The 19,567-nt window shown below is 52.0% G+C and carries 18 protein-coding genes; 13 read left to right on the top strand and 5 right to left on the bottom strand.

Annotated elements, in window-relative coordinates; genetic code table 11:
- Nucleotides 1-55: 55 nt before the first annotated feature.
- Nucleotides 56-916, bottom strand: a complete 861-nt coding sequence (locus WMO41_RS11245) for a class I SAM-dependent methyltransferase (protein WP_349229834.1) — start codon at nucleotides 914-916, stop codon at nucleotides 56-58.
- A gap of 277 nt (nucleotides 917-1,193) precedes the next feature.
- Between WMO41_RS11245 and glf the strand changes: the two genes are divergently transcribed.
- The 4 genes from glf to WMO41_RS11225 all read left to right on the top strand — a co-directional run bounded on the left by glf (nucleotide 1,194) and on the right by WMO41_RS11225 (nucleotide 5,399).
- Nucleotides 1,194-2,297 (top strand): UDP-galactopyranose mutase, encoded by a 1,104-nt coding sequence (gene glf / locus WMO41_RS11240; RefSeq protein WP_349229833.1) that lies wholly within the window; start codon nucleotides 1,194-1,196, stop codon nucleotides 2,295-2,297.
- A 1-nt stretch (nucleotide 2,298) separates the two neighbouring features.
- Nucleotides 2,299-3,291, top strand: coding sequence for a glycosyltransferase family 8 protein (locus tag WMO41_RS11235; protein WP_349229832.1), 993 nt, complete (start codon nucleotides 2,299-2,301; stop codon nucleotides 3,289-3,291).
- Nucleotides 3,292-3,378: 87 nt separating this feature from the next.
- Nucleotides 3,379-4,452, top strand: coding sequence for a glycosyltransferase family 2 protein (locus WMO41_RS11230; RefSeq protein WP_349229831.1), 1,074 nt, complete (start codon nucleotides 3,379-3,381; stop codon nucleotides 4,450-4,452).
- The gene (locus WMO41_RS11225; RefSeq protein ID WP_349229830.1) at nucleotides 4,449-5,399 is read left to right on the top strand and encodes a glycosyltransferase; all 951 of its coding nucleotides are present in this window, start codon (nucleotides 4,449-4,451) and stop codon (nucleotides 5,397-5,399) included. Before WMO41_RS11230 ends, WMO41_RS11225 begins: the two co-directional genes overlap by 4 nt.
- 17 nt (nucleotides 5,400-5,416) lie before the next feature.
- Here the strand turns inward: WMO41_RS11225 and WMO41_RS11220 are convergent, their stop codons facing one another.
- On the bottom strand, nucleotides 5,417-6,301 hold the full coding sequence (locus WMO41_RS11220; RefSeq protein ID WP_349229829.1) for a LysR family transcriptional regulator: 885 nt from the start codon (nucleotides 6,299-6,301) through the stop codon (nucleotides 5,417-5,419).
- A 318-nt stretch (nucleotides 6,302-6,619) separates the two neighbouring features.
- Between WMO41_RS11220 and WMO41_RS11215 the strand changes: the two genes are divergently transcribed.
- Nucleotides 6,620-9,004 (top strand): phosphoketolase family protein, encoded by a 2,385-nt coding sequence (locus tag WMO41_RS11215; protein ID WP_349229828.1) that lies wholly within the window; start codon nucleotides 6,620-6,622, stop codon nucleotides 9,002-9,004.
- Nucleotides 9,005-9,126: 122 nt separating this feature from the next.
- On the opposite strand, the gene WMO41_RS11210 is transcribed toward WMO41_RS11215, so the two are convergent.
- The 3 genes from WMO41_RS11210 to WMO41_RS11200 all read right to left on the bottom strand — a co-directional run bounded on the left by WMO41_RS11210 (nucleotide 9,127) and on the right by WMO41_RS11200 (nucleotide 13,299).
- On the bottom strand, nucleotides 9,127-10,869 hold the full coding sequence (locus tag WMO41_RS11210; RefSeq protein ID WP_349229827.1) for a [FeFe] hydrogenase, group A: 1,743 nt from the start codon (nucleotides 10,867-10,869) through the stop codon (nucleotides 9,127-9,129).
- Nucleotides 10,863-12,695: an NAD(P)-binding protein gene (locus WMO41_RS11205; RefSeq protein WP_349229826.1), complete on the bottom strand. Its 1,833-nt coding sequence runs from the start codon at nucleotides 12,693-12,695 to the stop codon at nucleotides 10,863-10,865. The genes WMO41_RS11210 and WMO41_RS11205 overlap by 7 nt, the downstream gene beginning before the upstream one ends.
- A 274-nt stretch (nucleotides 12,696-12,969) precedes the next feature.
- Nucleotides 12,970-13,299: a cupin domain-containing protein gene (locus WMO41_RS11200; RefSeq protein WP_349229825.1), complete on the bottom strand. Its 330-nt coding sequence runs from the start codon at nucleotides 13,297-13,299 to the stop codon at nucleotides 12,970-12,972.
- Between the two features lie 175 nt (nucleotides 13,300-13,474).
- Here WMO41_RS11200 and WMO41_RS11195 point away from each other — a divergent pair, with 175 nt between their 5' ends.
- The 8 genes from WMO41_RS11195 (at nucleotide 13,475) to atpA (ending at nucleotide 19,560) form a co-directional block, all read left to right on the top strand.
- Entirely contained in the window at nucleotides 13,475-14,662 is a 1,188-nt protein-coding gene (locus tag WMO41_RS11195; protein ID WP_349229824.1) for an NAD(P)-dependent malic enzyme, read from the top strand.
- A 300-nt stretch (nucleotides 14,663-14,962) separates the two neighbouring features.
- Complete coding sequence (locus WMO41_RS11190; RefSeq protein ID WP_349229823.1) at nucleotides 14,963-15,289, top strand: AtpZ/AtpI family protein; 327 nt, start codon at nucleotides 14,963-14,965, stop codon at nucleotides 15,287-15,289.
- 2 nt (nucleotides 15,290-15,291) lie between these two features.
- Nucleotides 15,292-15,756: a hypothetical protein gene (locus WMO41_RS11185; protein ID WP_349229822.1), complete on the top strand. Its 465-nt coding sequence runs from the start codon at nucleotides 15,292-15,294 to the stop codon at nucleotides 15,754-15,756.
- 19 nt (nucleotides 15,757-15,775) lie between these two features.
- Entirely contained in the window at nucleotides 15,776-16,477 is a 702-nt protein-coding gene (atpB, locus tag WMO41_RS11180) for a F0F1 ATP synthase subunit A (RefSeq protein ID WP_349229821.1), read from the top strand.
- Nucleotides 16,478-16,670: 193 nt separating this feature from the next.
- On the top strand, nucleotides 16,671-16,931 hold the full coding sequence (atpE, locus tag WMO41_RS11175) for an ATP synthase F0 subunit C (protein ID WP_118544256.1): 261 nt from the start codon (nucleotides 16,671-16,673) through the stop codon (nucleotides 16,929-16,931).
- Between the two features lie 53 nt (nucleotides 16,932-16,984).
- Nucleotides 16,985-17,500, top strand: a complete 516-nt coding sequence (gene atpF, locus WMO41_RS11170) for a F0F1 ATP synthase subunit B (protein ID WP_349229820.1) — start codon at nucleotides 16,985-16,987, stop codon at nucleotides 17,498-17,500.
- Nucleotides 17,488-18,036 carry an ATP synthase F1 subunit delta gene (atpH, locus tag WMO41_RS11165; RefSeq protein ID WP_177291487.1) on the top strand — a complete coding sequence of 183 codons (549 nt, stop codon included), beginning with the start codon at nucleotides 17,488-17,490 and terminating at the stop codon, nucleotides 18,034-18,036. Before atpF ends, atpH begins: the two co-directional genes overlap by 13 nt.
- Nucleotides 18,037-18,057: 21 nt before the next feature.
- Nucleotides 18,058-19,560, top strand: coding sequence for a F0F1 ATP synthase subunit alpha (gene atpA, locus WMO41_RS11160; RefSeq protein ID WP_118544259.1), 1,503 nt, complete (start codon nucleotides 18,058-18,060; stop codon nucleotides 19,558-19,560).
- Nucleotides 19,561-19,567: the final 7 nt, after the last annotated feature.

Genomic DNA, 19,567 nt, shown 5'->3' with positions numbered 1-19,567 from the left:
GGCGGGGCGGCGCCAGCTGGCGCCGCCCGGCATTTTTGTGTGCTTTATAATACTGCTACTTCTCCCAACGTCCGGATGCGCCGCAGGGCAGTACAAGTCCGGTTTCGGTGACAGGAAGTCCGATTTCCTGAGCTTCTACGTGACCGCCGAATTTTGGTACGATTTCGGTGCTCATCATGTAGGTGAGAACCGCCGGAGCCAGGCCGGTGGTGTAGGAGTTGATGAGGAAGAACAGCGGGTCATCGGATAAAAGCTGTATGCACAGCTTTACGAGCGGATGAATCGCATCTTCAATTTTCCAGATTTCGCCCTTTGGGCCACGGCCGTAGGACGGAGGATCCATGATGATGGCGTCGTAATGATTGCCGCGGCGGATCTCACGCTCTACGAATTTTACACAGTCATCGACCAGCCAGCGGATCGGAGCGTCACTGAGCCCGGAGGAAGCGGCATTCTCTTTTGCCCAGCCGACCATGCCCTTGGAGGCATCCACGTGAGTCACGGAAGCACCAGCTTTGGCAGCGGCCAGGGTTGCGCCGCCGGTGTAGGCGAAGAGGTTTAAGACCTTGACCGGGCGGCCGGCATTGCGGATCTTGTCACTGAACCAGTCCCAGTTGGCAGCCTGCTCCGGAAAAAGTCCGGTGTGCTTGAAGCTGAATGGTTTTAAGTTGAAGGTCAGTCCTTTGTAGCCAATGGTCCACTGCTCCGGGAGATCAAAGAACTCCCACTCGCCGCCGCCCTTGGCGCTGCGGTGATAGTGGCCGTTCATGTGTTTCCAGCCTTTGTGAGTCTTCGGGGTATCCCAGATGACCTGCGGGTCCGGGCGGACTAAGAGGTACTTACCCCATTTTTCCAGTTTTTCTCCTTTTGAACAGTCAATGACCTGATAATCTTTCCAGCCATCTGCTAACCACATATATTTTTCCACCTTTCCTGTTCGGATATTGTATTTCTTCGTATTTTCGTTTGCTTCGGACCAGGTTCTGTCCGTTTTGCGCTCCCCGGTTTTGCGCGGGAGTTCCTTACAATTATAACAGTAAAAGGCGGCGGTGTCCACGACAACAAATTTACTTTTTGACCAAGCTATAGTATAGTAGTAAACAGAGAAAAAGGCCGTTTTTGACCCTGGCCGGGATTTGTCCGGAGGAAGCAGAAAATGGTCAGATCAGAACAAAGACAAGGTGGACGATTTTATGAAGAAATATGATTATGTACTGGTTGGAAGCGGACTTTATGCAGGTGTCTGGGCCTACGAGGCAAAGAAGCGTGGAAAAACCTGCCTGGTTGTGGAAAAACGCGATCATATTGGCGGAAATGTGTATTGTGAGGATGTAGAAGGCATTCATGTGCATCGTTATGGCGCGCACATTTTTCATACCAGTGACCGTCAGGTGTGGGACTATGTGAATCATCTGGCCGAGTTTAACCGCTACACCAACAGCCCGGTGGCCAACTACAAGGGTGAGATGTACAACATGCCGTTTAACATGAACACATTCAGCAAGATGTGGGGCATCAGCACTCCGGCAGAGGCCAAGGCTATCATTGAAGAGCAGAAGAAAGCAGTGGCCGGCGAGCCGAAAAACCTCGAAGAGCAGGCCATCAGCCTGGTGGGAACGGATATTTACCAGAAGCTGGTAAAGGGCTATACCGAGAAGCAGTGGGGCCGTGACTGCAAAGACCTTCCGGCCTTCATCATCCGCAGGCTTCCAGTGCGCTTTACTTATGACAACAACTATTTCAATGATTTATACCAGGGTATTCCGATTGGCGGCTACAACGTGATCATCAACAAGCTGTTTGAGGGCTGCGACATTGAGACCGGTGTGGATTATCTGGAACACAGGGAGCATTATGACGCGCTGGGCGAGACGGTTGTATACACCGGAACCATCGACGCCTACTATCAGTATCAGTTTGGCAAGCTGGAGTACCGCAGCCTGCGCTTTGAATCTGAGGTGTTAAATGAGGAGAATCATCAGGGGGTTGCCGTGGTCAACTACACGGACCGTGAGACTCCGTATACCCGCGTGATCGAGCACAAGCACTTTGAGTTCGGCACCCAGCCGAAGACCGTCATCACCAGAGAGTATCCGGCAGACTGGAAAGAAGGCATGGAAGCTTACTATCCGGTAAATGATGAGAAGAACCAGGCACTGTACCAGCAGTATGCGGCACTGGCAGAGAAAGAGGATCATGTGATCTTTGGCGGACGTCTGGCAGAGTATAAATATTATGACATGGACAAGGTTATTGCGTCTGCGCTCAAGCGCACGGCGGAGTGCATGGGAGAGTAGTATGGACCGGGAATGTATGAATGTGGTTTACGCCTCCAACGATGGCTATGCGAGACATCTGGGCACATCGCTGTACTCCCTGCTCGATCGGAACCGGGACTTTGCGGAGATTGCCGTTTATGTGCTGACTCTGGGACTTTCGGAAGAAAATCAGGGAAAACTCCGGGAAATTGCGGAGCATTTTGGGAGAAAGCTGGTCTTTTTAAATCTGGATGATCTGCGGGAGCGCATTGGATATGAGGTGGATACCGGTGGCTTTGATATCAGCGTTATGCTGCGCCTGTTTATGGGAGATATGCTGCCGGAGTCCGTGGAGCGGGTCTTGTATCTGGACTGTGACACGGTGGTGCTGCAGTCATTAAAGCATCTGTGGAAGGAAAATCTGGAAGGAAAGATTGTGGGAGCGGTGATGGAGCCTACCATTTACCAGGCAGTGAAGGAATCCATTGGTCTGGGTGAGGATGATCCCTATTACAATTCCGGGGTTCTTTTAACAGACTTAAAACAGTGGCGGGAGCAGGAAGTCCAGAAGAAGCTTCTGGATTTCTGGAAGAGCAAAGGCGGAAAACTCTTTGCCAGCGATCAGGATGTGATCAACGGTACGCTGAAAGGACAGATCTATACCCTGATGCCCCGCTACAACTTCTTTACCAATTACCGGTATTTTTCTTACCGGGAGCTGACGCATTTGGGAAAGACCTACAAAGCCGTAACGCCGAGAGAACTGCAGATTGCAAAGCAGCATCCTTCCATTATCCATTACATGGGAGATGAGCGGCCCTGGATTGCGGGCAATCTGAATCATTATCGCAGAGCCTATGAATTGTATCTGGCAAAGACCCCCTGGGCGGGGGCGCCGAAGCAGGAGGGGAAACGGGCTTATATGCTGGCGTATCATATGCTGGATTATGCCACGGCAGTTTGTCCGCCGGTGCGCCGGATCGTGAGCCGGAAGCTTGGCATGAAGCTGGTGGAGAGCCGTAAGAAAGCGTAGGCGGCCGTTGCGGACGGGGCTTGCAGGAGCGGAAAGCGTAAGCATATGGCAGCGCAGAAACAAAGGAAATGCTGGTTTGGGACAAACATGGAGGAAAATACAATGGTAACCGTTTTAATGGCAACGTATCAGGGAAAGCAGTATCTGGAGCAGCAGCTGGACACGATCCTAGCCCAGACTGTACCGGTGAAGATTCTGATCTCGGACGATGGCTCCGATGACGGAACCCGGGAAATGCTGGAGAACTATGCCGGGTGGTATCCGGAGCAGGTGTTTCTGCATCACAGAACAGAGCATACGGGCGGCGCGGCCGGGAACTTTTTCTGGCTGATGCAGGAAGCTCTGAAGGATGAGAAAAACGAGTACATTTTCTTCAGTGATCAGGATGATGTCTGGGAGAATAACAAAGTCAGTGTCATGCTGCACCGGATGAAGGTGCTGGAGAAGGGGCTGGGAAAGCAGTGCCCGATCCTGCTATATTCGGATATGGAAGTGGTGGATGAAGAACTTTACGAGATCAGCCCGAGCTTTGCGGCTTATACCCATCAGGATCCGGACCGCAACAGTTTTGCGGAACTTCTGGTGGAGAACCAGGTGACCGGCGGAGCCTCCATGATCAACCGGGCACTGCTCGCGCGCTGTGCGAAGAAGCCGGAAATCTGCTGTATGCACGACTGGTGGATGGCTCTTACCGCATCTTGCTTTGGCGTGATTGAGTTTATGCCGAGAACGCTTTCTAAATACCGTCAGCACGGGGATAATGTGCTGGGCGCGAAGGACGCAGGCAGCTTTGGAGAAATGAAGGCCCGTCTTGGCCGCGGCAAAGAGGTGGAGCAGAATTACCGCCGGATGTTAAACCAGGGCATTGCCTTCGGACGCCGGTTCTGGAAAGACATGGACAAGGCACAGCGCATGACCTTGCGCGCGTTTCTGGCTTTGCCGTATCAGTCGGCAGCAGGACGGTTAAAGAACATCCGTTACAATCACTTTTATAAAAATTCCGCGCTGCAGACACTGGCGATGTGCGTAACGCTGCCACGGGCGGAGAAGCTGCGGCAGCCGAAAGGTGAGCAGGCTGCCGAGGGTGAAACCTGTGAAGGGAAAGCATCGGCTACAAAGCGCGGAGCAGGGAAAGCAGCAGAGCAGGAGCAGGAGGCATGAGTGTACGTCTGAGCTGTGTGATCTTGAATTACAATGATGCAGAGACCACGGAAAAACTGGTAAAGCAGATCGTGGATTACAAGGTGCTGCATCAGATCATTGTGGTGGATAATGCCTCCACGGATAACTCTCTGGAGCGATTAAAAAAACTGGAATCAGAGCTGAGAACAGATACAGCAGGAATGAAGCAGGACCGGCAGAATGCGCAGGTACCGGCGGCCGCAGATCAGCCTGGTAAGCTTCAGGTGCTTTCCGCCGGCCACAACGGCGGCTATGGCTCCGGCAACAACCTTGGCGTCCGTTATGCCGCAGGGGAGGGCGGAGCCAGTTATGTTCTGATTGCGAATCCGGATGTGGTATTTTTAGAGCAGTCACTAAAAGCGATGCTGGCAGTCTTTGCCCGTCATCCGGAGGTGGGAATCGTAACTACCCGGATCCACGATGCGCGTTTTCCGGACTTGAAAAACGGCTGGCCGCTGCGCAGCTTCACCCGGGAACTTTTAAGCATGGGTCCGGTGAGCCGGCGTCTGTTTGGAAGAAGCTTTGACTACCCGGATTCGTATTTTGCCGGGCGCAATGCTGTATATGTGGGGGCTGTGCACGGCTCCATGCTGATGGTGGACACGGAAAAATTTCTGGAGGCCGGAGGCTATGATGAGGGAGTCTTTCTCTATGAAGAAGAGCAGATCCTTGGCCGCCGGATGCAGACTGCGGGTTACCGCAGCGTGCTTTTATTAAACCAGCATTATGATCATGAACACTCCGCATCCATCAGCAAATCTTTCTCCGACGCCATGAAACGCCAGCGGCTTCGGGAGGAGAGCACCCTTTACTATATGAAACACTATCTGCATATCAACCCGCTTCAGGAGCAGATCGCGAAACTGTGGTTTGCCGGAATCCGGATGGAGATGCAGGTGGCAAAGCTTGCAGGAATAAAAATATAGGGGCATGTCCCATCATGCTATTGGGCGAATTTCTGGAATGCTTTTGAGGCTACGCTCTGCGGATATTCCGAATCGGAAATCAGAAGGATGTTGCGCTCTGGGAACTGTTCTTCTATCTGGATCTGGAAAATATTTCCGGCGGCAAGTTCGCTGTGGGCGAAGGCCTCGGGGATGAATCCGATGCCGAGATTGTGGCGCACGGCGGGCAGAATGAGGTCGGTGGTGGCCAGTTCCATGTCCGGTGAAAAGGAAAGACCATACTGCGCAAAGTAGGTATTTAGGAAGGTGCGGCTGATGGATTCCGAGGTCAGGCTGATCCAGGGATAGGAGGCCAGTTCCCGGAGCGAAACGGGACGGTCCTTCAGTTCGTAGAACCGCCTGCCGCTGATGAGGATGTCCCGGTAGGCGTGAAGCTTTTTCATGCGCAGCGGTTCAGAGATATGGAGCGGAAGGGAAGAAACCACGGCAAAATCTACCTTGCCATCCCGCACTGCCTGGATGGAATCCTGGGTGCTGTGGTTTAAAATCTGGAAATGAACACCCGGGTATTCCTGATGAAAGGCTTCCATGGCCGCAAAGAGCCAGGAATGCAGGGCGGTCTCGGTGGCACTGATGGAGATGCTGCCGTTTTCCAACTGCAGCAGGTCGCTTAAGTGGCTTTCCGCCCGGAAAAACTGCAGGCAGCCTGCAGAGACATACTCAAAGAACCGGCTTCCCTCCGCGGTTAGCTCCATGCCGGATTTGCTGCGGACAAAAAGACGGCAGCCCAGATCCGATTCCAGTTTGTGAATGACGCGGGTCACGGCGGGCTGGCTGGTGTTTAAGGCAGCGGCAGCCCGGGTCAGGTTGCCGTATTTTGCCACGTAGTAAAAAATTTTGTAGTATTCAAAATTCGATGTCATGCGATGTCAATCTCCCTTGTAAAATCGAAAAATTCTTTTTGCCTGCAGCTGGGAATCGAACCCTGTCTAACGGTGCTTTTTCTGTAACTGTTCAGTACCCTCACAGTTACCTTTTTCTCAAAAACTTACCCTCATTATAATACAGAATCCCAGGAAAATCCACGCTTTGCGCCACATCCATATCAGATTGATATGGATACAATGCAGAAATTGCATTTTACAGATTACATTGTATGTGCGAAAATACAATCGTAAACGTTAGAAAAATAACAGACCACTGCAATGGAATGAGACAAGCAAAAAGAAAGAGGTAATGTTATGGAGAACAACACCTGTCTGGAAAAGCAGCCTTTATGTGAGGAAATGCTGGAAAAGATGAACGCCTACTGGCGCGCGGCAAACTATCTGTCTGCCGGTCAGTTATACCTGTTAGATAATCCGCTGTTAAAGAAACCGCTGAGCATGGATCAGATCAAGAAGAAGATCGTCGGACACTGGGGAACCGTGCCGGGACAGAACTTCGTGTATGTGCACTGCAACCGTGCCATCAAGCGTTATGATCTGGATATGATCCTTCTTTCCGGTCCGGGCCATGGCGGCAACTTCCTGATTGCCAACACTTATCTGGATGGAAGCTACAGCGAGGTATATCCGAACATCAGCCAGGATGAGGAAGGCATGAAGAAGATGTTCAAGCAGTTCTCCTTCCCGTGCGGCGTTCCGAGCCACTGTGCGCCGGAGACTCCTGGCTCCATCAACGAGGGCGGTGAGCTGGGTTACTCCATTGCCCATGCCTTTGGTGCCGTATTTGATAACCCGGATCTGATCGCAACGGTGGTTGTGGGTGACGGCGAGGCAGAGACCGGCCCGCTGGCAACTTCCTGGCAGTCCAATAAATTCTTAAACCCGATCACCGATGGCGCAGTGCTTCCAATCCTGCACTTAAACGGATATAAGATCAGCAACCCGACCATTTTCTCCCGTATTCCGCACGACGAGATTCAGTCCTTCTTCGAGGGCTGCGGCTGGAAGCCGTACTTTGTTGAGGGCGATGATCCGATGACCATGCATAAGAAGATGGCAGAGACCATGGATGCCGTGATTGAGGAGATCAAGGCAATTCAGAAACACGCAAGAGATGAGCAGGATCCGGAACGCCCGAAGTGGCCGATGATCATCCTGCGTACTCCGAAGGGCTGGACCGGTCCGAAATTCGTAGACGGACAGCAGATCGAGGGTTCTTTCCGTGCCCATCAGGTTCCGATCAGCATGGAGAAGCCGGAGCATTTACAGCTTCTGGAAGACTGGTTAAAGAGCTATCACGCAGAAGAACTGTTTGATGAAACCGGACGCCTGATCCCGGAGCTGGCTGAGCTGGCACCGAAGGGCAATGCCCGCCTGGGCGCAAACCCGCACGCAAACGGTGGCCTGCTTCTGAAAGACCTTCGTCTTCCGGATTTCCGCGAGTATGGCATTCCGGTGGAGCCGGGCAAGACCAAGGCTCAGGATATGATCGAGCTTGGCGGCTATATCCGCGATATTTTCAAACTCAATGAGGACAGCAAGAACTTCCGTATCTTCGGACCGGATGAGAGCATGTCCAACCGCCTTTATAAAGTATTTGAAGAGCAGAACCGCGACTGGAACGGCGAGCTGCTTCCGACCGATGACAAGCTGGCAAGAAACGGCCGCATCATGGATGGTATGCTGAGTGAGCATATGTGTGAGGGCTGGCTGGAAGGTTATCTGCTGACCGGACGTCATGGCTTCTTCGCAAGCTATGAGGCATTCATCCGTATTGTGGATTCCATGGCAGCACAGCACGCAAAGTGGTTAAAGGTCTGCAACCAGCTGTCCTGGAGACGCCCGATCGCATCCTTAAATTTCATCCTGACCTCCAACGTATGGCAGCAGGACCACAACGGCTTTACCCATCAGGATCCGGGTTTCTTAGACCACATCGCCAACAAGAAAGCAGATGTTGTCCGCATGTACCTTCCGCCGGATACCAACTGCCTGCTTTCCTGCTTTGACCACTGCATCAAGAGCAAGAATTATGTGAATGCCATTGTTGCTTCCAAGCATCCGAGCTGTCAGTGGCTGTCCATGGAGCAGGCTGTGAAACACTGCACCCAGGGTATTGGCATCTGGGAGTGGGCAAGCAATGACTGCGGTGAAGAGCCGGATGTGGTTATGGCATGCTGCGGTGATACCCCGACTCTGGAGACCATGGCTGCTGTTACCATCCTGCGGGATGAGCTTCCGGAATTAAAGATCCGCGTGGTAAACGTAGTAGACCTGTTCAAGATGGAGAGCGACCACAAGCATCCGCATGGACTGAGTGACGCTGAGTATGACGCAATCTTTACTCCGAATAAGCCGGTTATCTTCGCGTTCCACGGATATCCGACCCTGATTCACGAGCTGACTTATGAGCGCAACAACCATAACATGTCTGTTCACGGTTATCAGGAGGAAGGCACCATCACCACACCGTTCGATATGCGTGTCCAGAACCAGCTTGACCGCTTCAGCCTGGTAAAAGATGCCGTGATGCATCTGCCGCAGTTAGGCAACCGCGGTTCCTTCCTGATCCAGAAGATGAATGACAAACTGGTAGAGCACAAACAGTACATTGCCGAGTATGGCCAGGATCTGGAAGAGATCCGCAACTGGGAGTGGCATGTGCCGGAAGAAAAATAAGTGAGAATTATAATCAGATAGAAGTATTATATATAGAAGAAACGCCGTCCTGGCAGAACCGGGGCGGCGTTTCTTTTGGCAAAATAGAAGGATAATAAGGAAATGAGTAACCTTTGCACGAATTACTGCTCTTCGTGCATGGACCATGCGTTATGGTCCGTATGTAAGATCATGTGGGACTTGTGGGAAAGAGGATGTTCAAGGAAATCCTGGTACAGCTTTGCCACGTCCTGATTCTCATGAGAGAAGCGGATCTTACTGTTCCGATCTAAAAAGTGCAGGTTTTCACCGCGCACTCCGGCAAGTTCTTTGCCGTCGCAGATCGGCTGTCCGCCGCCGCCGACACAGCCGCCGGGGCAGGCCATGACTTCTACAAAGTCATAGGATACATCGCCACGCCGGATCGCCTCGAGGAGTTTTCTGGTGTTGCCGAGGCCACTGACAATGGCGGTGCGGACCGTGGTTCCGTTAAAGTCGAGGTTTGCTTCTGTGAGCGCATATTCCTCATTGACAGTGCGGATGTCGTGAAAGAAATCCGGGTCCGGATTTTTGCCGGACAGGGCATGGTAAGCGGTACGGAGTGCTGCTTCCATGACGCCGCCGGTAGCACCAAAGATGACACCGGCGCCGGTCCACTCCTGCATAAGGCTGTCCGGTTTGCGGTCCGTCAGCACTTCCGGCCGGATGTGGGTTTCACGCAGCATGCGGGTGAACTCTCGTGTGGTCAGTACGATGTCCACGTCCTTGCCTGCGTATTCTTTATAGTAGAAATCCATGTTTGCCTCTGCTTTTTTTGCAACGCAGGGCATAACGGATACGGTCACAATGTTTTCCGGGTCCACGCCGATGGACTGGGCGAAGTAAGTCTTCATGACGGCGCCAAACATCTGCTGAGGAGATTTCGCGGTAGAAAGCTGCGGCACCATTTCCGGGAACTGGGTCTTTACAAAACGCAGCCAGCCCGGGCAGCAGGAGGTGAACATCGGCCAGTTGTTTAAGGAGCCGTTCTGGAAGCGCTCCAGAAATTCGGTTGCCTCCTCCATAATGGTTAAGTCTGCGGAGAAGGAGGTGTCAAATACATAGTCAGCCCCCATGCGCTTCCATGCGTCAAGGATCTTGCCAACGGTAGCGTCCTCGCGCTTCATGCCCATGGCCTCGCCCCATGCGGCACGTACGGCCGGAGCAATCTGAACTACAACGGTTTTCTTTTCATCCGCGATAGCTTCCCAGACCTTCTCGGTATCATCGCGCTCGCGAAGGGCGCCTACCGGGCAGTGGGTGATGCACTGGCCGCAGAGGGCACAGTCTGCATCGGTAATCTTGCGGTTGCCTTTGACATTGACGGTGGTTCTGGAACCGGTACTGGTCACATCCCAGATGCCAAGCCCCTGAACTTTATCGCAGACCTGAATGCAGCGCATACACTTGATACATTTTTCTGTATCACGGATCAGCGGGAAGTTCTTATCCCACGGGGCATGCTCCACACGTTCCTTGAAGGGCAGGTCAATGATGTTTAAATCATTGGAAAGGGTCTGCAGGGTACAGTTGCCGCTGCGGACACAGGTGGCGCACTTAAAATCGTGCTGGGAAAGGATCAGCTGCACATTCTGTTTTCTTGCTACGCGGACCTTTGGACTGTTGGTCAGGATCTCCAGACCTTCCTGCACCTTGTTGTTGCAGGCGGTTACAAGCTTCTCTTTGCCGACTACTTCTACGAGACAGACACGGCAGGCCGCGATCTCGTTGATATCTTTTAAGTAGCAGAGCTTCGGAATGTCGATTCCCGCCAGGGCTGCCGCTTCCATAATGGTGGTTCCCTCCGGAACCGAGATTTCGTTATGATCGATCTTTAAATTTACCATCTGTTCTCACGACCTCCTTTGAAGATTCCATAGCCGAAGTGGTCGCAGCCGAGACATCGGCTGGCTTCCTGTCTGGCCTCTGCTTCGGTCATGCAGTTTTCCACGCCCTCAAAGTCGCAGACGCGCTCGCAGGCTTCGCGCTCAGTCAGGTTGACACGGCCGCACGGGATACGGTCGCGCAGGTCTGGCTCTGGAAGCACCACATCACAGCTGATGGTGTGGCGGAAGCCAAGGTATTCGTCAATGTTTGCCGCAACAACTTTTGCTGCTGCAATGGCTTTGATAACGGATGCCGGGCCGGAAGCACAGTCACCGCCGGCAAATACGCCAGGCATATTGTCGAAACCGCCGTAGCGCTCGGTCTGGATCTTGCCGCGGTTGACCGGAAGGCCGGCCTCCTCAAAGTGCTGGAACTCGATATCCTGTCCGATGGCCACGATCAGGGTCTGGCACGGAACAAAGATATCCGGCTCGCCGGTGGCACGCACGCTGGCTCTGCCACCCTTGATCTTGCTGATCATCTGCGGGGTGACATAGACACCGCGCACATGATTATTCTCATCTACATCAATTTTAGCCGGAGCCATGAGGGTTTTTACTTCAATGCCCTCGGCAATTGCTCCCTCAATCTCACCCGGAAGCGCAGTCATGTCGGCTACCCGGCGGCGGTAGAGGATGGACACCTTCTTTGCGCCGAGACGTCTTGCGGTGCGGACCGCATCCATGGAAACGTTGCCGCCGCCAATGACAGCAACCTCCTGACCGGTCAGATCCGGGTTTAAGTTTTTGCCTACATCACGCAGGAAGCGGACTGCGGAGATGACGCCCTCGGCGGACTCACCCTCAATGCCCAGCTTCTTATCGGTGCTTGCGCCGATGGTGATGAGCACGGCATCGTACTCCTTGCGGAGCGCCTGAATGGTGATGTCGGTGCCGATGCGCTTGCCATACTCAACTTTCACGCCGGTTTCCAGGATGGCGTTGATGTCATCATCCAGGCGTTCTTTCGGCAGACGGTAGTTTGGGATACCGTAGCGAAGCATGCCGCCCAGCTTCGGAAGCATCTCAAATACGGTGGTCTGGTGTCCCATAAGCTGCAGATAATAAGCTGCGCTTAAACCACCAGGGCCGCCGCCGATGATGGCAATCTTCTTGCCAGTAGAAGCGGAGCAGGCTGGCGGCGGAACCTTGCCCGCATAGTCAGCAGCGAAACGCTTTAAGCCACGGATGTTTACGGCATCGTCGATGATGTTTCTGCGGCAGCGGGCCTCGCACGGATGCTCGCAGATAAAACCGCAGGTGGTCGGGAACGGATTGTCCTTGCGGATCAGGCGGATGGCGTCGGCATAGCGGCCTTCCCGCACCAGGGAAACGTAACCCGGGATGTCCACATGAGCCGGACACAGGGAAACACACGGAACCGGCATGCTGTAATTGCAGGTGCAGCGGCCCTGGTGAACGTGCTCCTCATAGTCCTCGCGGCATTCCTTTAAGCTGCGGTATACCGCAAAGGCAGCCTCGTAACCGATGGCACAGTCCGCGCCATTCATAATGCTCTGGGAAAGCTCCTCCATGAGCTTTAAAGTCTCCATGGAAGCTTCGCCGTTCATGACATCGGTGAGCAGGTTCTTTAACTGCCACAGGCCGACGCGGCATGGCACGCACTTGCCGCAGGTGTGGGTGTGGCACATCTCTACAAAAGCACGGGTCATGTCAACCGGGCAGAGGCCTGGCGGGCTGGACTCGATTCTCCGCTCCAGGTCTTTGTACAGCTCTTCGATCATAAGCTGCGCCTGGTTGGGACTGGTAATCTCCAAACGACTCATATCTGATTTACCTCTCTTTTTGTTTGGTAACTATGGATGGGATAGTTCCGGTTTTGTTTATTTTGATTATGTTTCTCATTAGCAACTGACTCCCAGTATACAGAATGACGGTGAAAATAGCAAGGAAAAACTAAAAATTTTTTAGATTTCCTAAAAGTTTGTTAGAAATTAAACAAAAAAGAAGCTGCATGCAGAGAAAACCCCTGTATACAGCCCCGTTTGTCTGACTGCTGGTGTGACCAGTCAGTTTGCTTTTACCAGAATACCACAAAAATCAGAAAACCACAACCAGCAGCATTTTAAACTGTTCCTGTCCATACACGGCATGCGGATGCTTGGCCGGCATGACGATGGACTCGCCCTCGTGCAGCTCGTAAGCCTTGCCGTCGATGGTGATGCGGCCGACGCCGTCTAAGCAGGTGACAAAAGCATCACCGCCGGATTCGTGGGTGCTGATCTCCTCGTCTTTATCGAAGGCAAAGAGGGTAACGCTTAACGCGTCATTCTGAGCCAGGGGCTTGCTGACTACCTGGCCTTTCTGGTAGGAAACCTGTTCCTTTAAGGTGAGAACCTCGGATTTGTCGATATTTTTGATAAAGCTCATAGTGAAACCTCCTTGGTGTATGAAATCTGATTTTATTATAAACATAAATGGACAGAAAATCCGTTGTCCAGGCAACAAAAATGCCGGATAACAATATTTTTGTAAGGTTGACGCGATTTTTCCTTTGTACTAAAATAGAATAAAATTTAACAACATATTTCAGGAGGATAAACTGGTGGATAAAAAACAGCTTGCAATTGAAAAACATAAAGAGTGGAAAGGTAAGATCGAGGTCATTTCCCGCGCGAAGGTGACTACTCCGGAGGAGCTTTCCATTGCCTACACCCCGGGTGTCGCAGAGCCGTGTCTGCTGATTGCGGAGGATGAGTCTCTGGCATATGATTATACCCGTAAGGGCAATCTGGTAGCTGTTATTACGGATGGAACGGCAGTTCTTGGTCTTGGTGATATCGGTCCGTCTGCCGGTATGCCGGTTATGGAAGGAAAATGTGCCCTGTTTAAAGAATTCGCAGGCGTGGACGCATTCCCGCTGTGCGTGGATTCCAAGGATGTAGACACCATCGTCAACACCATTGCCCTGATCTCCAAGAGCTTTGGCGGCATCAATCTGGAGGACATTGCGGCTCCGAGATGCTTTGAGATCGAGAAAAAGCTGAAAGAGCGCTGTGACATCCCGGTATTCCATGACGATCAGCATGGTACCGCTATCGTAGTTGGCGCGGCTCTCCTGAATGCAGTGAAGGTGACCGGCAAGAAGATGGGCGAGCTCAGAGTTGTCATCAACGGCGCGGGCGCTGCAGGCGTAGCCATCGGCAAACAGCTCATCGCCATGGGCTTCGGAAACATCATCATGTGCGATATCAACGGTATCATCTGCGAAGGTGACGAGAACTTAAATTCCGGTCAGGAGGAAATCTCCCACATCAGCAATAAAGACAAAGAGCATGGAACTCTGGCAGACGCGTTAAAGGGAGCAGACATCTTTGTCGGCGTTTCCAGACCGCATCTGGTAACCAAGGAGATGGTGGCCACCATGAATAACGGTATCGTATTTGCCATGGCAAACCCGGTTCCGGAGATCATGCCGGATGAGGCAAAGGCAGGCGGCGCAGCAGTGGTTGGTACCGGACGTTCTGACTATCCGAACCAGATCAACAATGTGCTGGTATTCCCGGGACTCTTTAAGGGTGTCCTTGCTGTGCGGGCAAAAGACATCACCGAGCACATGAAGATTGCGGCAGCTCATGCCATCGCAGCAGTCATCCCGGAGGAGGAACTGAATCCGGAATATGTCATTCCGTCCTCCTTTGACAAGCGGGTTGCCCTGGCTGTAGCCAATGCGGTAGCGAAGGCAGCGGTAGAGGAAGGCATCAACCGTGTTCCGTATGAAGAAATTAAATAAAACAGGATAGCCTAAAACTTATATTAAGATAAGAAGAAAGTTATTTAGGCAGAAAATCGTTAAAACCGTCACATTTTTCGAGTGTGACGGTTTTTTTGGTATAAATGTGCATCAAACTGGCAAGTATGACAATTTTTATCAGTTATTTTTGTGAAAATGTTCGATAAAAAAATGACAGAAATATTTACAATGTGCAAGATTCACCATTTTTTAACGAAACATCTATTCATAATGGACAAAGTGAAAAAGTTTGGTTATAATATATGTTACATGCAAAAATGCAGAAAGAGGTGGGAGACAGTGCATTATAAGAGAAGCGTATTCCGCAGTCTTGCTATGGTAACGCAGCTTGGGCTCAGTGTGCTGACGCCGATTCTCCTCTGTGTTTACACAGGTTATCTGGTGGATTCCCATTTTGGGACGAAGCTCATGGTACCGATGCTGATCCTGGGTGTTCTGGCAGGCGGACGCTGCGGCTGGATCATGGCGCGGAATACCCTTTTGCAGGAGCAGAAGGAGGACGAGCGCTTACGACAGCAGCAGAATGCCGGGCAGGCACGAAGCGGAATCAGCAAACCGAAACAGCCGAGCCGTATTTTTCATGAAGACAGCAAAGGAGGCAGGTAACGATGGAGTGGCTGAGCAAGTCAACGAAAAGGCTGCTTGCGGAAATGTCAGCCGGAATCATTTTTTACAATGTGATCCTGGCCATCCTTGCAGTACTGCTTCTCCCGCGGGTTTCCTATCCGGTCATTCCGGTAGTCCTGGGACTGGTGGTGGGAGCCGTGGGAGCCATTTGTATGCTGATTCATATGGCGGTTATGACCGAGCGGGTACTGGACAGCGGAAGCGAAAGCTATGCCAACAAATTTACGGTAGCGCAGAGTATGCTGCGCAAGCTGACATTTGTGGCAGCGCTTCTGATCTGCTGGAAGGTGCTGAAAATCGATCTTCTGGCGGCGGTGATCGGAGCCATGGGCATGAAAGCGGGTGCATACCTGCAGCCACTGGTTCACAGAATTTCCGGTGGAAAAGAACCGGAGGTGCCTGTCCAGGCAGATACTTCCGAAGATGACCGGCCGGGGATATCATGAGAGAAAGGAGGAACCGTGAATGGGAATGCTGATTTCCAATGAGCCTGACTTTATGATACACGGAGTACTCAAGTACCAGCTGTTCGGTCAGGATTTTTGGATCACAACAACGACCATAGGCATGTGGATCATCACAGCGATCATCCTGATTCTTGCGGTACTGGCCAACCGGACTTTGAAAAAAGCAACGGACCAGCCCGGAACCTTTCAGAATGTGCTGGAGATGGCCTACGAGGCACTGCAGGGCATGACTTCAGGAATCCTGGGAGGCAATGCAAGACGTTTCATCAACTACATCGGAACGATCTTCGTATTTATCCTCTTCTGTAACCTGAGCGGCCTGTTAGGACTTCGTGCTCCGACAGCCGACTATGGCGTTACTTTCCTGCTTGGTATGTTTACGTTCTTCATTGTAAACTACCAGGGCATCAAGAACAGGGGCGTAAGACATTTTACCAGCCTGTTTGAGCCGACCCCGATCTTATTCCCGATTAACTTAATCGGTGAGATCGCCAACCCGATTTCCATTTCCCTGCGTCTGTTCGCAAACCTGCTGTCAGGCGTTATCATTATGGGATTATGGTACGGCATGATGCCGATCTTTACCAACATCGGTATTCCGGCGGCACTTCATGTTTACTGTGATGTATTCTCCGGTGCGATCCAGACATACGTATTCTGTATGCTGACCATGGTATACATCAACGACAAAATGGAATAAGCCAAGTCATGCTCAGATGAATGGACTTGTGCAGGCGTGGAATGCTTGCATTCCGAAGCCGGAACGAGGACGTTCAGATGAATAGGGCGCAGCCCGACACCGAGATGAAGCGAAGCGGAATCGAGGTGGGCATGACATGAGACATCGCATTCCAACAGGATTCAATTTAATTTATATTTAGGAGGACTTAACTATGAATGGTATCTCAGGACAGGACTTTATCTTTGGTTGTTCCGCAATCGGCGCTGGTCTGGCAATGATCGCCGGTATCGGACCTGGTGTAGGACAGGGTATCGCAGCTGGTCACGGTGCTGCAGCAGTAGGCCGTAACCCGGGCGCTAAATCCGATATCACTTCCACCATGCTTCTTGGTCAGGCAGTAGCAGAGACCACCGGTCTGTATGGTCTGGTTGTAGCTATCATCCTGATGTTCGTTAAGCCGTTCGGCGCATAAAGAACGGAACGTTGCGGAGACGCAGCGATTATTAACGAAAGGAGGCGTAAGACTTGGACAGACTGATAGGATTTGATCCGCAGCTTCTGCATGACGCAGTGCTGACCGGTATCAACATCTTCATTTTATTCTTTGCATTGTCCTATCTGCTTTTCAATCCGGTGCGCGATGTGCTGGAAAAGAGAAAACAGAAGATTGCCGGTGAGCTGGCGTCTGCTGCGGAAGACAAATCTTCTGCAGAGGCTATGAAGGCTGAGTACGAGGCAAAATTAAGAGACGTAAACAAAGAAGCTGAGAGCATTCTGGAGACTGCACGGCGTAAAGCCAAAGCCCGTGAGGAGGAAATGCTCGATGAAGCCAAGGCCGAAGCAGCCAGAATCATTGACCGCGCAAACCGCGAGGTTGAGCTGGAGAAGAAGAAAGCCCTCGACGACATGAAGCAGGAGATCGTAGACATCGCCGCATTCATGGCAGAGAAGGTCGTTGGAAACTCCATCGATGTCAAAATTCAGGATGCTTTGATTGATGAGACTTTGAAGGAAATGGGTGAACATACATGGCAAAGCTAGTTTCAAAGGTGTACGGCGATGCATTGTTTGAGACAGCCATGGAAAAAGAGCTTGTGGATACCCTCTACGAGGAAACCTCTGCTCTGCTCCCCATTTTACAGGATAACCCGGAACTCTTTTCCGTTCTCGGAAACCCGCAGATCGTGAAAGAGGAAAAGGTCACCTTATTACATCAGGTCTTTTCCGGAAAGATTGCGGAGGAGCTGATGGGCTTCTTGAGCATCATTGTTGAGAAAGACAGACAGAACGAGATGATCTCGATTCTGGAATATTTCATCCAGAGGGTGAAGGAATTCAAAAAGATCGGAGCTGCTTATGTGACCAGCGCGGTTGAGCTGGGCGCGGAGCAGAAGGCCGCTTTAGAAAAAAGACTGCTGGAGACCACCGGTTATGTGCAGTTTGAAATGCACTACGACGTGGACGCGTCCCTCCTCGGAGGCATGGTCATCCGCATCGGAGACCGCGTAGTGGACAGCAGCATCAAGACAAGGCTTTACGAGCTGAAGAAGGAGTTATCCGCGCTTCAGCTGGCATAACAAGTCGGAAAGGAACAGACAATGAATTTGAGACCAGAAGAAATCAGTTCGGTAATCAAAGAACAGATTGCAAAGTATTCTACCAAACTGGAAGTCTCTGATGTCGGCACCGTAATCACGGTTGCGGACGGTATCGCTCGAGTTCATGGACTGGAGAAAGCCATGCAGGGTGAGCTTCTGGAATTCCCGGGAGAAGTATACGGCATGGTCCAGAACCTGGAGGAAGACAACGTAGGTGTCGTTCTCTTAGGTGACACCAGGAACATCAGTGAGGGAGATATCGTTAAGACAACCGGCCGCGTGGTTGAGGTTCCGGTAGGCGATGCCATGACCGGACGAGTTGTCAACGCGTTAGGTATGCCAATCGACGGCAAAGGCCCGATCGAGACTGACAAATTCCGCCGTGTTGAGCGTGTCGCTCACGGCGTAATCGAAAGAAAATCTGTAGACACCCCGTTACAGACCGGTATCAAGGCAATCGATGCCATGATCCCGATCGGCCGCGGACAGCGAGAGCTGATCATCGGTGACCGTCAGACCGGTAAGACCGCCATCGCGATCGATACCATCATCAACCAGAAGGGTCAGGGCGTTCACTGTATCTACGTTGCGATCGGCCAGAAAGCATCTACCGTTGCAAACATTGTAAGAACCTTAGAGGAGTTCGGCGCTATGGACTACACCACCATCGTAGTTTCCACAGCATCCGATCTGGCTCCGTTACAGTACATCGCACCATATTCCGGATGTGCGATCGGTGAGGAGTGGATGGAAAACGGAGAGGACGTACTGGTAGTCTATGATGACTTAACCAAGCACGCTGCCGCTTACCGTACCCTGTCCCTTCTTCTGAAGAGACCGCCGGGACGTGAGGCTTATCCGGGCGACGTATTCTACCTGCACTCCAGACTGCTGGAGCGCGCATCCCGTCTGTCTGACGACTTAGGCGGCGGTTCCTTAACCGCACTGCCGATCATCGAGACCCAGGCGGGCGATGTATCCGCATACATCCCGACCAACGTAATTTCCATTACCGATGGTCAGATCTACCTTGAGACTGAGATGTTCAACTCTGGTTTCCGTCCGGCTATCAACGCTGGTCTGTCCGTATCCCGAGTAGGCGGCGCGGCACAGATCAAGGCAATCAAAAAGATTGCAGCGCCGATCCGTGTGGAACTGGCACAGTACCGCGAGCTGGCAAGCTTCGCTCAGTTCGGTTCCGAGCTGGATGCCGCAACCACCGAGCAGCTGGCACAGGGCGAGCGCATCCGCGAAGTCTTAAAACAGCCTCAGTACCAGCCGATGCCGGTTGAGTACCAGGTAATCATCATTTACGCAGCAACCAGAAAGCATCTTCTTGATATTCCGGTTGCAGATGTGCTGGCATTTGAGAAAGACTTATTCAAATACATTGACAGCAAGTACCCGGAGATCCCGGCAGCAATCCGCGACACCAAGGTTCTGTCTGAGGAGACCGAGGCTCTGCTTGTAAAAGCGATCAAAGAGTGCAAAGAGCAGCGCTAGATAAGGC

It is taken from the genome of Ventrimonas faecis (assembly GCF_040096075.1).
In the GTDB taxonomy this organism is placed as follows: Bacteria; Bacillota; Clostridia; order Lachnospirales; family Lachnospiraceae; genus Brotaphodocola; species Brotaphodocola faecis.
Note: the sequence above shows the minus strand (reverse complement) of the source record. Positions and strands in the feature narration are given on the sequence as shown.